The following is a 14,639-nucleotide window of genomic DNA, read 5'->3' as shown; positions in this document are numbered from 1 at the left end:
GTAAATCATGAACTGTTGCTCGAACTTGTTTGAAGGCTTTTTGATGAGCCTCTAGGGTCTGGATGTTTTTAGGATAACAAGAGTCCACCAATTCGATAAGGTCCTCCGCCTCACCGGCATGACCATGTTGGCTGAGATAATCATATAAGGGAAGAGCAAATTTAATCACGTCACTTTGAGTTTTAATCGTAAAAGACATTTAACAAACCTCCATTTCTCCTATTGGAAATGATTTAGCGGGCATCCTCAAATTGCTTAATTCAAAGGCCACTTTTTACTGTCCACGTACTTCCAATATATTTTTATCCAGATTCATCCAGGGGGAAATCAGTTGTTCTCGGCATACCTTGCTAAAATAGTTCCTATAAATAAGGCCCAGGCAGGGGCGCTAATATGAAAAAGCGAAATATTAGATGCGGAAATGACAAAGGCAAATCCTGCACTTATTTTCATCGTCGGTTTAGAAAAGCCTGTATATAAGCTATTTCCAAACACGCCAAGAAGTGCGAAACCTACCAAAATGGAATCAAATACCTTAGGTAATGACTGAATCACAGGCACTAGATACCAGGAAAACAAACCGAAAAATACACTAATAATGCCTGCAACAACTGATCCCATATACCTTTTTTCTCTAGGACCGGCCGCCTCATCTGAACAAATGGCCGACATCATTCCCGCAATATTAGCGGATTGACCCCCAAAAAAGTTTGCCAATAAAGAAAAAATCCCACTATATGTCACAACTCTATTAATGGGGGGCTTAAAGTCATTTTGTTCTAAAGCACCTAGCCCAACTGCCGCATCATTACTTAAGATAAGCAAGGCAAGAGGGATTGAGACGGTGAGAAAACTTAGCATATTAAATTCCGGCAACTGAATTGTGGGTAAGATAAAGGAAGTTTCTAAACTATTAACCTTTAAAGGTTGGGTCAAAAATAACAGCACAAACGCTACGGCTATTGCCGCAACCATAGGGGGGACTCTCCTATCCCATTTATTAAACACAAGATAGGCAACAAGAGCCAGACCGCCTATTATTGGTATCTGACTGATGGAAACAACGAAGTTTACCATATACTGAGTTATCATTCCCGCCAACATCGCAGCTATTATTTGTTTGGGAACATATTGAAGGAGTTTGGAAAAAATTCCGAAATATCCGGTCAAAAAAATGAGCAATGCCGCGAACATATAGGACCCAATAAGCTCATGGTAGCCAAACTGTGATGTAACTGTCGCTAGGAAAGCAACACCTGTAATGGAATGACCTGCGGTAATCGGCATCCGATAATACAGTGGCAGCAAAATACTAAGAATGCCCCCAAATACATAAACGGCAAACATCCAGTAGATGGTTTGTTCCACGGTAAAATTTCCTTTGGCGGCAGCCTCTAAAATAATGGCCGGTGGACCGGTCAGCACCAATAAAGCCGCTACAATTCCAGAAGCAATATTTTTATCGTTCAAATCCCTTAAAGGATTTGAATTTCTAACCCAAGCCCCCTGCTCCTCATATTTAAGCATTGTTATTTCTCCAGTTCATTGCAGAATTCTTTATTTTAGTTAACTATGGTGGTTAGGAAAAAACGAAAAACTTTACCAATCCTCTTCAGGGTAAAAGGGACACCTTCGGTGCCCCACCCCTTAGAACCTAATATGCGAATTTTTGCTCGTTAACAAGACAACTTACAAAAGCCCATTTCTTTTTTAAAGTTTAGTCAGAAGTCGTCAAAGGGTAATTCTAATCAAAGGCAAATCCTAAATATCCCAAATTGCCAGGAGGAATAATCCAATCAGATTTTATATGTCTTTTAAACATTCCGAAAGGTCGTAAGGTACCTCTTAAATGCTCGCCCAAGTATGGTGGCGTGCGAAAAATATATTCACTAGCGGCTGCAAATTGAAGTATCTGTTTTATAGCTAGATATATATAATCTTCAGGGAGTAAGAGTTCTTTAATCAGCACTTTATCCGGGCTAATTCTTTCAACCGCTAAGCACCCTTTAATATCTTCAATATCGATGGCATAAATATCCGCGCCAGATAATAGTGAGAGTTTCTTTTGATAGACAATGTCTTCATCCGGGTATGAAATATAGAACCTACCCTTTAGCTGGTTATTTCTGCGCCAGTTATACTCTTGAGGGGTTATTGATTTGATACTACAAGTGCACTGTCTGCTAACAGGCAGCCTATCCACATCATGGGAAGAAAGCTGAGTCTCTTTAATATAGAATCCACTGCGGTATCCCTGTCTGCGATAATAGTCAAAAAGCTGCGCGTTAGCTGGAACTAATACGGAAAGTTCAGTCTGACAGTCTCTAAGATATTGGTCGCTAAAATCTATTAATTGGGTCGCAAAACCTTTGTTCTGGTGTTGTGGATCTGTTGCGATTGCATATATCATGGAGGTTCTAAAGCTGCAGTTATCAGGCCTCACTGTTCTGACAGGCATCATTGTAAGCATGGCTGCAATCTCTCCTTTATGGAGCAATACAGCTGTTTCGGCATTCTTATACCGATTGGAATAGTAGAAATCAATATAACTGACAGGATCACCAAAACAAAGCTGCCATATCTCTTTTTGGCGATCTACGTCACCTTCTTGAGCCAGTCTTATTTCTTGCATCTTGTTTTCATTCCCACCTAACTCTTTACCCCTCAAAATAAGTTGCCATGTACTTTTCTTCCATTCTGTCGGGATGGTAGGATAATTTAGCTTTTCGCAGTCCTTCAATACCCATATCCTCCTCACGGTTTACATAAGTCAGATTAGGATAGTTCTTTTTAATAACTGAAGCAAATTCGTGATTGATCATTTGATAGGCGCCCACGATATCGCCAAAGGCTTTTTCAATATGTATGACGTAAGTATCCGAATTTAATTTTTCTCCCATAGTATAGGCAACCACTTTCCCCTCCATACGGAGAAGTCCACCCTCTAAACCCAGTTCGGGAAAATTCTCAAAACAGCGACGTACCGCGCAGTTTTCATGGGAACTACTGCCTTCATCACAAGGGTTGATTTTACACCACTCTTGATTCATTTCCCAACATTCCTGCAGATTGTCCAGGTCGATAAGTTCAAAACGCCATTCATGATGTTCTTTCATAAATCTATTGAGATAATTCCGTTTGGAGTGAAGTGAATTTCCTGACAGTGTAACAAGCTTGTCCAGAAAATAAACATAGTCAAAGCTGTCACGCATCTCTCTATATTCGAAGTGCTCAGGATACTCGCCATTTATTATCGAAATATTTTCGGGGGAAACTCCGGCTAGTACAAATTCATGCCCACAGGAAACTGCATCTTGCTTCATAATTTCAAACACGTTTTTGAGATTCCCTGAGCCCGCAGGATAAAAATAATAAGGGATATCATCAAGAACTCCCTTGACCACAAGAAAACCAGCCACCTGTGCGACACGATAGTTATAAATTTTTGACCAGGAAAAAATGTTTGTGAAATTTTGATGACTGCCGCGCATGTCGGCAATAGCAAGAAGGGGGGCCATCCATTTTTTGTCGTGAATTTCTATTTCTTTAAAGTCGATCATTTTTCTCCGCCTATCCATCTTTGTTTTTTCCCAGGTGATTACTACTTTTAGGACCGCACAACACGATTCCTTCCTTGAAACTTTGCCGTATAAAGAGCATTGTCACTTAGCTTATAGAGTATATCGACATTGGTATCTGAATTTGGAATTAGAGTAACTACGCCTATACTTATAGTATACTTTATTTCGGGTGCAATACTAACCGATGCAGCTTCGATTGTTTTTCTTAACCTTTCTGCAACTTCTATAGAATCTTCTTCATCAGTTCCTGGAAGCAATATGGCGAATTCTTCACCGCCGTATCTACCAAATAAATCATAGTCTCTTAATTGTGCCTTGATAGTCGCCGCAAACTCCTTTAAGACGATGTCCCCTATATAATGCCCGTGTACATCATTAATTAGTTTAAAGTGATCAATATCTATAAGCAAATATGAAATTTGCTCTTTTTTCCTCGCAAATAGAGAAATAAGCTCTTTCGCGTGCAATATAAAGGTTCTGCGGTTAAATATATCTGTTAACTCATCAAAGGAAGCAGCTTTGACTATTTCAAAATCCAATTTTTCTTTTGCTAACAGGATGAATCCTATACTACCTACAATCATTACAAGATACAACACAAGAAAGGACCAGGTGTTGAAAATATTTGTCGACCATAGTGTCATATCATGGGCCAAAGTTAATGCTGCGTAGGCCCTAGAAAGAAAAGAGATCATCGTAATAACGTAAAAAGTAGCTATTACCTTTTGTAATAGGGATGAATCTTTATGTTTGAATAATTTGTATACCGGAAAGACAATTAATACAGCTGTAATTAAGGAAGCAAAGACAATCCTAATATTTTCTGTTGCACCATATACCACTGCAACATTAAAAGTAAGTATGCATACAAAAATCAAGATATTATAATTTCTTTTTATAATTCTATTGTAACTATTTATTAAAGTTAAAAAGGAGATTAGTTCTAGGGCAGCACCAATAAATAATATAGAATTCGCTATCGATACTCCAATAATCTCGGGAATAACTTTTTTAAAGCCAAGCATAATCCAGGCAACCGATTGAAATAATTTAGACATTAGAAATATGTTGACTGATTTCTCCTTATTATGTTGAAATCTGTATGAAATTATAAGCACACCTGTCAGAACATGCCCTAAAACAAGTATAATCAGAATAGTTCCCATATCTATGCTAAAAACATTCATCCATATTCCTCGCTTTTAATTTTACAGTTAAAGCCAAAAAATATTTAAATTTTATCTAATTCATTTGTAAAAAACAAAATCAAATACCTTATCCGTATACGACAGTGCTCTTATACCTTACCTTTATTAGCGGCTAATTTCAACTTCGAAAACAGATTGATAGCCCGAAAATATCTTCATTATTGTAGGTCCAACGAATGCCCCTCGACTAAGAAGAGCAATGTTCTTTTAAAAACTGCAGAGTTCTATCAACTGGTTTGCTTACTATATTAAAATAAAAATACGTTGCCGAGAAGGCCTTTGTCTTCCCTACCAACGCATAATTACGTTATAATCCAAAAGTTCTATATAAGGAATAATATATTTACCGGTTTTTGTCTAACGCGACAAGTCCGTTAAAATTAATAACTTTTAATTATTTTACTTTTTAATTCTTTAAAGCAATCGCTCTCAGGGCTTCTCGGATATGCTAAATTTGCATCAAAGAATTCAGTATCGCTATTTCTATACTTCAACACTATTATTTTTTGGGCTAACATGATCGCTTCATCTACATTATGGGTAACATGGATAATTGTAAAATCTAATGACTTCCATAAAATTAATAAATCTTCTATAATACTTTTTTTAGTAATTGAATCCAGAGCTGAAAATGGCTCATCCAACAGTAGCAGTTCAGGTTCTGTCACCAATGCTCTGGCAACCGCTACTCGTTGTGCCAGTCCCCCCGAAAGTTTATACGGCATTTCGTTTTTATATGAACTTAATCCTAATTTATTAAGCATCTCATCAACTTTATAGTTTATTAATTCGGCATCATAGTTTCCTTTTAAGCCAAAACTTATATTCTCTTTAACTGAAAGCCAGGGAAATAATCTTGGTTCTTGGAATACCATGTTTACAGTTTTATTTTTTATTTTGTACTTACTGCCATTTATTAAAATTTGTCCCGATGTCGGATTCTCTAACCCTGATATCAATCTTAATAACGTAGTTTTGCCGCATCCACTCACACCTAATAAACAAACCAGTTCCCCTTTATCTACTGTTAAGGTTATGTCTTCTAAAACACTTATTAATTCATTTCCTATTTTAAAATGCTTACACACATTGTTGATTTCTAATAAACTCATCGCTTATTCCTCTTTATTGATATGCTTAAACCTAACCATTTTTTGCTCTATTCCTTTTGATAAATTATCAAACATCATACCTATTAAGCCTATAATTAACACTCCTAAAAACATTGTTTCGGGTTGAGCCAATTCTCTTCCTTGTTGTATTAAATATCCTAGCCCTTTAGATGCTCCCAGTAATTCAACGGCTACTAATGAACGCCAACAGTAACTTAACCCCAATCTCATTCCAACGAATAAGTTTGGCAGCATACTTGGCAGATACACTCTATAAGCTAATCCGATTCTTGATAATCCATTGATTTTAGCAACTTCTATAAGGTTTTTATCGGTTGTTTCTATTCCAATGACCGTATTTAATAAAATTGGGAATAGCGCAGAATAAGCTATAATAGCTATTTTTGAGCGTTCCTCTATCCCAAGCCAAAGTATAAATATTGGTATTAAAGCTATACCGGGAATTTGTTGAAAAAAATTCAACAGGGGGGTCAGTAAAACGTTTACCCTTTTATTTAACCCCAATATTATTCCTAATGGCAATGCCACTAATAAGGCTATTAAAAATCCTATGACAACCCTAATCATACTTGCTAATATGTTTAGTTGTAAATTTCCACTCTTAACCAACTGCATACAGCGTAAGGCAATATATAAGGGAGAGGGTAAAATATAGCTATTTACAAGTCCCTTGCTGCTGACTATCTGCCAGATAAGAATAATTGCAAGGGGCAAAATAACCCCTTGCAAACCAAATTTCACTTTTTTGAACATAATAGCTCCTATCTTCTAGCGAGGCATGAAGCTAGTATCTACTAAGTCATTTATAAGTTTCGTAGTATCCGTATTACTTGGTATCATGCCTTCCTTTTTAAGAAATTCTGCCGACTGAATTAAATCTTGCTTAGCTTCGTTAAGGCTCATAGCGAATGAAAATTCGGGATACATTTTTTTAACAGCTTTTATATCCATTTGATTTTTAGCTGCAGCAAGTTGAAGGGCCTGATCCAGATTGTTATTACTCCAATCTAGGGATTGCTTGTGAACGGCTAAAAATCGCTTTACGAGATCCGGATATTTTTGGGCGAAATCGCTTCTAACGGCAATTACGGATAATCCGGAAATTAACCCTTCCGCTGTCCGAAGTTTAATAGCTTTTCCTGAGGCCATTGCTTTGGAAAGCAATGGGTCCGGCAGAATTGTTGCATCAATTTGACCGCTCAATAAGGCTGTTAAAGCTGTTGATGAATCCATATTAACTAAGGTAACATCATTTTCTTTAAGGTTTGATTTAGCCAAATCTTCAACCAGCATTTGGTAGAGCATTGTACCGCTTTGAAGTCCAATTTTCTTTCCCTTAAGATCGGCATCCTTGCTTATGCCATCGTTTGCTCTAGCAACTAAGGCTATACCTTGGGGAAATGTCGAGTAGGAAGATATTACCTTAATGTCGTTGCCATTTGCATTGGCTAATATAGCCGAGAGATTATTGAGACTGTTTGCAAAATCTAAGGAACCAGAAGCAAGGGCTTCTAGCTGACTATCCGGTGTTGTCAAATCATGCCATTTAAATTGAATATTATCCTTAGCAAATTCTGTTTCAAACAATTTTTTATCTTGAGCTACAATTGATGGTACATTAATTGGTCTGGACACATATGAGGCATTAATAGTTTTCGGCAGCTCTGAACTTGTTTGTTGTTGATTGGCGGATGGGGATGAACAGCCGCTTAATAATAACGCAAATAAAACTGCCCCCAAAATCATTTTTGGACGAAACATTTTTGGCATACACTCCTTTTAAATCTAAGGTAATGCATTATATTTTCAACTAAGCATGTACTATTTTCCACCAAATGTTTCCTTTTAGCTGGTTTTCTCCTGACATTTAATTCTGATTGGCAACGTCTATTTAGGGTTATCTCCATTATTCGCAGACTGACTATTACTTGGATTTACTAATGTTGATTTTATTATACTCTTCCTCTCCATTAGTTGCACTCTTAAACTCTTTGATACCCTGACCTAAAGAACGCCCAAGCTCTGCAACGCCCCCCCATTTTGGGCTAAATAATCACTTTGCCGCTATTTTACGCAATAGACTCCTCAGAACCTATGTACTATCTAAAGAAAGCTTGGCAGGTAATGTTCAAGATTCAAATTCACTCGGAATATAACACCTCATTAGGATCGCTCATCACACAGGCCATACACAATGGCGGCTCTAAACCATCAAACACTTGCTTGCCACACCGAGAGCAAAAGCGCCGTTTTCCCTGGTATAAAAGAATTTTACCCGTCAATAAACGGTAAGATAATGATTTTATTTCCATCTTTAAAGCTTTAGAGCGGCATATACTGACACACCTTTGGCAGCGGGTGCATTTCATTGGTTCATAAATCAAGGTCAATTGTTCCCTATTTTCCTCTTTCGTCAAAGCTCCTTGCGGACAAATCTCTGGGCATTCACCGCAATTTGTACAGCTTTCACTCACATTTAATGCCGGTATAGGAAGTGCCTTAACTGCGGATTCTTGGGACTTCCAGGTTTCTCCCAAAAACTGCCGCGTCTTCGCAATAAGATACGCTTCACCAGCAGTGATCCCCGGTAATATTGCTTCAAACTTCTCACGACCGCTGTCCCGCCAACTTTTTTTCTCGTTCTGAAGTTGAGCAGACAGCGTTTCTTGGATCACTGTTTCGTTGTTCCCATTATCAGGGGCAACTTTAATTCTTAAGGGCGGATGGTCCTGCCAAGTGTTATGTATTTCTTTAAAAGTCTGTACGCTCATTCCACAAGCTTTTTTATCCGGACAATCTGCACATACTCCAGTATATATCGTCAATTCTTTCTCTCGGGCACGCAACATGAGGGTCATCCACAAATCCCGGTCGAGTATCCCCAGACAAGGAATTTCATAGCCAGCTGGAATTGCTTGGGGGCAGTTCAAAACAATTTTCTCTGAAGTTCGAAGATACTCATAGAGTTTGTCAAAGTCGCGATAGACAAATCCATCGCTCGGACAGACAGCCATGCAAATCCCGCATTCTGTGCAACGTTTGGCATCAAGTTCAAAATATAGGGAAATAGCCTGGTGTGGACATGAGTCAACACATAAACGGCAAATATTAACAAATGCTTTTTTGTTATTGAGACAATTAGCGTGATTAAATAAAATTTGACAATTAAAGATCATTAAGGACACCTCATTTGTGCCAACCGTTATGTTCGACATAGGGGCTGTTCAGCAGCCCCTATGTCGAATAACATCTAAAAAATGCCATAACAGTGAAACTCACAGACTTTCCCTGTTCCCATTCTCTGGGATCTATAGCCAACAAAGTACAACACACAGATTTATGACCATCAATACTTCTTCTAAGCTGGTTCTTAATTTTAGCAGAATCTGAAGCTTTATTTCGCTGTGAAGGCGTATTCGCCATTTTCATTCATTGTACCTTCAGCCAGCCCTGAACCTTGATGACCGATAATCCTGAAGTTTTCTACTATGAACAGATATGCTAAACAAGCTATTGAGACTAATCCTAAACTGACTATAAACTCTGTCCAAGCAGGAAAATAATGTCCGCCGTATTGATTGAGATATTTGCCCATCCCTGTGAACACTACATCAAACCTGTTGAGAACTACTCCGGCCACATCAAGTATGCCAAACCAAATCAAGCCTTTGCGGGTGCCTGACAGGGAACTGAAGGCTATGATTATCGGGATTATTACGCCAAAAACCAGTTCGATCAGGAACATGATACTGGGTAGATCAAAGGCAAAAACATTGGCAAAAGCTCCTTTTACCGCTATATCTACAATTTTTAAAATTAAATACAAGAGCATAGCCCCACCGGATATTCTAACCAGCCCTCTTAAGACAGGGATATCCACTTTATGAGCAAAAGCCTTCCCGGCTAGACTGCTTTCTACAACAATCATACCTGCCCCGACAAAAAAAGATGACAGCAAGAAAAACGGCGGCAAAAATACCGACCACCAAAGAACGTTTTCTTTGCCGACCATCAGGTAGAACAGTTCCCCCAATGATGATTGATGTAATGTCGGCAGGGTAATACCGATTACCAGCAATACCGGCATTGCTTTCTTAAGGTATTTATGCACCCCTTTAAATACTTTCTCCGTTGCTATTTCGCAGAATTCCAGAACCTGAATCAATGTATAGCATGAGACGCACCAGAAAACTTCAAATAATACGCTGGCATGTCCCCATGATACGTATGGTCTCCAGAAGTTGAACCATTGTCCTACTTCAATTAATAATCCAAGTACGACAACAATATAACCTAATAATGATGTCAGCATTGTACTTCTCGCTATTGGATAAAATTTATCCCGGCGTAGTACATATACTATAAGGCAGGTACCATAGCCGCCTCCTGCCAAGGCTACCCCTAACAGGACATCAAAAGCAATCCATAGTCCCCATGGCCACTGGTCGTTCAGGTTGGTCGTCGCGCCCAAGCCTGCTACAAAACGTACCAGGATTACTGCTATGGCTGCGACTGCTATGGCCATAAACACTAATCTCATAGGAGTTAACCTAAATCTCCATCTCACACTGTTCGGTTTCGCTCCTGCTTGTTTTACGAAAGTGGTAACAATATCCATACATTTCCCTCCATTCTGTTTTTGCTATTACTCTAGAGGTTCCTTGTCTTTATTGTTAAATAAATACAGCCCTGCTAATACAGCCGCCCAGGTACCTCCTATAAATGGTGTAAGTTTCATATATCCTTCTGTGTAGGAAGGCAGCGGCTTAGTTGTTACATCCGTTCTAAATTTCATCTGCTCAAACGGCGTGTCTGAGATATAAAGCCAGGATGTTCCCCCTGCTTCTTTTTCTCCAAATACTTTGTTTATATAACTGTTGTCCTTGATTCTTTTTTTAGCCTCCACCAACAATTGGTCTCTGTCCCCAAAGGTAATTGCTCCCGTCGGGCACACTGAAGTACATGCCGTTTCCTGGTTATTGACGACTCTTGTCGGGCACATCTGACATTTTCTTACTCCGGGAATGGCCTTATTCCATTCGTATCTCAGTATGTCAAACGGACAGGCCATCATACAGTAGCGGCAGCCTACGCACAGCTTCTGGTCATAGATGACCGGTCCCTGGGGAAGCTTTTGTAATGCTTTGGAGAAACATGCTGACACACAGGCAGGCTCTTCACAGTGGAAACATTGAGTTTTGACATACCTCCAGACTGAGGTGCCATTCTTCTGTACGTCATAACGATTTATAGATGTCCATTCTTCAGGCCATAAGCCTTTGTTAGGTTCCTTTGCCCGGTCTGCTGCAGTCTTGTTCTTTTCCTGCGGGTCCCATTCAAGTTCATTCCACAACTTGCAGGCTACCGAACAACTTTCACAACCTATACATTTTGGTATATCCACGAGTATCCCTTTTGCCATCTTCCTTCACCTCCTAAGCTCAAATTAATTGGCTTCCAGGTTTTTTAGCAACAAATTCTGCCGCCCTGGAAATATAATTGGTATGCAAAAGTTCTTCTGCTTTTTCGCTCATTGGAGTGCTTAAAAAATCCGTATAGATTTGTTTGATTTGGGGATTATCATGACTGTTGCGCAGTTTTGCCTTAGCATCAATTTGGTATAACGATGCAGCGCGCCTATTGCGAACTTCATCTGAAGGAGGAGAGGAAGCACGAGGTTGTCCGCCGCCATATTCGCAACCCCCGGGGCAAGCCATGACTTCAATAAAAACCCACGGAGCATTGCCGGCTCTAATCTGGTCCATAACCTTTCTGGCATTGGCCAGGCCGGAAATTACAGCTACTTTTATGTCGCCTATTCCCGGGATATTAACGGCCGCTTCTTTAACACCCTGCATTCCTCTGACAGGTGTTAACTCCCAAAGTGCTGAAGGCGGCTGTTGTCCAGTTATAAGATAATAGGCAGAACGAACCGCGGCTTCCATAACACCACCGGTGGTACCGAAAATTGCTCCCGCTCCTGTTCCGGAACCCATGAGCTGATCATACTGATCGTCAGAGAGAGAAGCAAAATTAAGGCCGGCCCTTTTGATCATTCTGGCCAGTTCTCTGGTGGTAAGGACTACATCCACATCAGGAGAAACCTTGCTGTCTTTTAATTCTTTTTGGGCTGAAACCATTTCAGGACGCTGACATTCAAATTTCTTTGCCGTACAAGGCATGATAGCCACCGAAAAAATCTTTTTAGGATCTGCATTGTTCTTTTCAGCATAATAGGTTTTCATCAAAGTCCCTTCCATCTGCTGAGGAGACTTGGCTGATGACAAATTAGGAATAAGATCGGGATAAAAGTATTCAACAAACTTAACCCAGCCCGGGCAACATGATGTGAGCTGCGGAATAGGCTTCTTCAATTCGCCTTTAACACGTTTAACAAGCTCAGTGCCTTCTTCCATGATTGTCAGGTCAGCTGTGAAATTAGTGTCAAAAACTACATCAAATCCTAATTTTCTCAAAGCCGCAACTTGTTTACCCTGAACATTAGTTCCGACCGGCATGCCAAATTCTTCACCAAGACCAATGCGAGTTGCCGGCGCCGTCTGTACGACAACCGTGATATTAGGATCCGCGATAGCTTTAAATACTTTATCAATATCATCTCGCTCTGAAATCGCTCCGGAGGGACACCACTGAACACACTGTCCACAATTTACACAAACAGTTTCGTTTTTAATCGGCAGTTCGTAGCTTCCGAACACCGATTGAACTTTCTCACATGCTTCAATACATTGACCGCAAAGAATACACTTTTGGTCATCTCTAATAATTGAAGGGTTTGTTGGGTCAATTGGAACGCGACCACGAACGTTGGTTGGCCAGCTGCCCGGCGCATTGTACTGGGTTGGCATCCAGCCATTTCCGCCAACAGCTTTATCAGGTGTAGCCACTTCGCCACAACCAGCCAAATTTAGCGGAACACCAACTAAACTTGCTCCTCCAACAAACTTAAGAAAAGAACGTCTGGACAATTTTTTTCCTTGTCCTGCTTTGCCTGCCATGGGTTTTACCACCTTTTTAGTAAACTCTCTTGCTAATTTCCGTTAAAACTTTAACCAAATTATTTACCATTTTTCTACAACTTGAGGTAATGTCATGAAAATTTAGAGTTGTACACCAAGTTAAAACCTTCACATATTTTTGTGAAGATTAGCACTATTTATTTCGCAATAAACTAAGATTTCGGAAAGTTAAATAGTTAAGTATTACTAGTTCTCCTTGAAAGTGAAAGCCTATACAAGTTGAACATAAAATGATTTGAAACTTAATTATGAATGAATAATAGCTTTTCAATAAGTGCTTGGAATCTTAAGATGACACTCCTTTCTTAAAGAATAGGGCGAACTAGCAACTTTTTTTAGTTTAATATCTAAAACGGCTATCTGTCACGTTTATGTAAATAAAAAAAGTTTTTTGTTCACAAAAATATTGGGGGGATTTTTTAAACTGTTAAGCAATTTTTTAAATTGAAGTTTAAAAAAGCCAAGAATTTATGGCTTTGATCTTTTAGGTTTTATAATCAAAAAAATAAAGACCCCATTTAGAACAAGAAAATCAGAAAGAAGAGTTCTAAATCCGGAACAAAAATGGTAAAATCAAACCTGAGGCCAAAACTAACACAGGCCAAATCCTTCCTATCCTCTACAATTATTGATCATGTCAATATTTAATTAATTGAACAATTTAGTAACGGAGAACTATTTTATGAACTACAATTTCAATAATGAGATGGCACAGAACGGGAGACTTAGGCTCATTCTATCTGATGAACAATTCCTCGCTAATTTAGCAATGGTTGCCGTAATAATATTCTGGGGAATTTCCTACGTTAGTATAAAAATAACGGTCATTGAAATTCCTCCTATCACGATGGCACTTCTGCGTTTTGCAATAGCATCCTTGATGCTTTGGGCTATTCTTCACAGAGTTGAACCTCAAACTAAACTTGAAAAATCAGACCTGCCCAAAATGGTTTTAGGCGGAATTTTTGGGATTGCAATATATTTTATTTTTGAAAATATCGGCGTCAAATTTTCTTCAGCAATAAATGCTTCGCTAATTGTTTCGCTTGTTCCAATTATAACTATAGTACTGGATGTACTCTTCTTTCATAGCAGACTATCATTTTTGAAACTATTGGGGGTTGTTGTTGCGGTAGGGGGCTCTTACCTTGCGGTAACTGCTAATGGAAAGGTTGAGTTGAGTTCCGGCCAATTTCTGGGAAATATTTTAATGATTTGCGCTATGATATCTTGGGCATTTTTTACACTGGTCAATAAATCTCTGCAAAAGAAATATTCGGGCTTATTTTTGACTACATATGAAACGATTTTTGGAACATTATGCTTTATCCCTTTATCTTTCCTGGAAAGCAAAGAATGGAAGTTTTTTTCTCCTATTGCTTTGGGGAATATTTTATTTCTGGCATTTTTTTGCTCAGTCGGTGGTTATTTGTTGTATACTTATGCTCTAAAACGTTTAGATGTGGCCCTAACAACAATTTATTTAAATCTTATTCCTGTTGTAGGAGTGCTCTGCGGTTACCTCATTCTGAAAGAAAGCGTTTTGCCTATCCAGCTTGTGGGCGGAACAATAACTCTGCTTGCGATAGTGCTAATCAATCTTGAATTAATGTTTAGAAAGCATTGAGAACAATTGCTGTCTTTCGCTATTTTGAATCCTGCTTCTTTGAAGCCGGA

At 39.0% G+C, this 14,639-nt stretch carries 13 protein-coding genes; 1 reads left to right on the top strand and 12 read right to left on the bottom strand.

Annotated features, from left to right (window positions below; translation table 11 throughout):
• The 12 genes from REC12_RS05165 to REC12_RS05105 all read right to left on the bottom strand — a co-directional run.
• A partial coding sequence (locus REC12_RS05165) for an adenylate cyclase (RefSeq protein ID WP_308892745.1) occupies positions 1-199 on the bottom strand: 199 nt, incomplete at its 3' end.
• A 128-nt stretch (positions 200-327) separates the two neighbouring features.
• Positions 328-1,527, bottom strand: a complete 1,200-nt coding sequence (locus REC12_RS05160) for a benzoate/H(+) symporter BenE family transporter (RefSeq protein ID WP_308892744.1) — start codon at positions 1,525-1,527, stop codon at positions 328-330.
• 217 nt (positions 1,528-1,744) lie between these two features.
• On the bottom strand, positions 1,745-2,740 hold the full coding sequence (locus tag REC12_RS05155) for a GNAT family N-acetyltransferase (protein WP_308892743.1): 996 nt from the start codon (positions 2,738-2,740) through the stop codon (positions 1,745-1,747).
• Entirely contained in the window at positions 2,658-3,560 is a 903-nt protein-coding gene (locus REC12_RS05150; RefSeq protein ID WP_308892742.1) for a DUF2156 domain-containing protein, read from the bottom strand. Before REC12_RS05150 ends, REC12_RS05155 begins: the two co-directional genes overlap by 83 nt.
• A 47-nt stretch (positions 3,561-3,607) precedes the next feature.
• Positions 3,608-4,768: a GGDEF domain-containing protein gene (locus REC12_RS05145; protein WP_308892741.1), complete on the bottom strand. Its 1,161-nt coding sequence runs from the start codon at positions 4,766-4,768 to the stop codon at positions 3,608-3,610.
• A gap of 401 nt (positions 4,769-5,169) precedes the next feature.
• The gene (locus REC12_RS05140) at positions 5,170-5,901 is read right to left on the bottom strand and encodes an ABC transporter ATP-binding protein (protein WP_308892740.1); all 732 of its coding nucleotides are present in this window, start codon (positions 5,899-5,901) and stop codon (positions 5,170-5,172) included.
• Between the two features lie 3 nt (positions 5,902-5,904).
• On the bottom strand, positions 5,905-6,675 hold the full coding sequence (locus REC12_RS05135; protein ID WP_308892739.1) for an ABC transporter permease: 771 nt from the start codon (positions 6,673-6,675) through the stop codon (positions 5,905-5,907).
• Between the two features lie 15 nt (positions 6,676-6,690).
• Positions 6,691-7,692: an ABC transporter substrate-binding protein gene (locus REC12_RS05130; protein ID WP_308892738.1), complete on the bottom strand. Its 1,002-nt coding sequence runs from the start codon at positions 7,690-7,692 to the stop codon at positions 6,691-6,693.
• Between the two features lie 371 nt (positions 7,693-8,063).
• On the bottom strand, positions 8,064-9,098 hold the full coding sequence (locus tag REC12_RS05120; RefSeq protein WP_308892737.1) for a 4Fe-4S binding protein: 1,035 nt from the start codon (positions 9,096-9,098) through the stop codon (positions 8,064-8,066).
• A 218-nt stretch (positions 9,099-9,316) separates the two neighbouring features.
• Positions 9,317-10,540, bottom strand: coding sequence for an NrfD/PsrC family molybdoenzyme membrane anchor subunit (gene nrfD, locus REC12_RS05115; protein ID WP_308892736.1), 1,224 nt, complete (start codon positions 10,538-10,540; stop codon positions 9,317-9,319).
• A gap of 27 nt (positions 10,541-10,567) precedes the next feature.
• Positions 10,568-11,344, bottom strand: a complete 777-nt coding sequence (locus tag REC12_RS05110; protein ID WP_308892735.1) for a 4Fe-4S dicluster domain-containing protein — start codon at positions 11,342-11,344, stop codon at positions 10,568-10,570.
• A 19-nt stretch (positions 11,345-11,363) separates the two neighbouring features.
• Positions 11,364-12,941 (bottom strand): [FeFe] hydrogenase, group A, encoded by a 1,578-nt coding sequence (locus REC12_RS05105; RefSeq protein ID WP_308892734.1) that lies wholly within the window; start codon positions 12,939-12,941, stop codon positions 11,364-11,366.
• Between the two features lie 703 nt (positions 12,942-13,644).
• Here REC12_RS05105 and REC12_RS05100 point away from each other — a divergent pair.
• Positions 13,645-14,589, top strand: coding sequence for a DMT family transporter (locus tag REC12_RS05100; protein ID WP_308892733.1), 945 nt, complete (start codon positions 13,645-13,647; stop codon positions 14,587-14,589).
• The last annotated feature ends 50 nt before the right edge of the window (positions 14,590-14,639 follow it).

This window comes from Candidatus Desulfosporosinus nitrosoreducens, assembly GCF_030954495.1.
Lineage (GTDB): Bacteria > Bacillota > Desulfitobacteriia > Desulfitobacteriales > Desulfitobacteriaceae > Desulfosporosinus > Desulfosporosinus nitrosoreducens.
The sequence above is the reverse complement of the archived record's forward strand: the minus strand, read 5'-3'. Positions and strand labels throughout refer to the sequence as shown.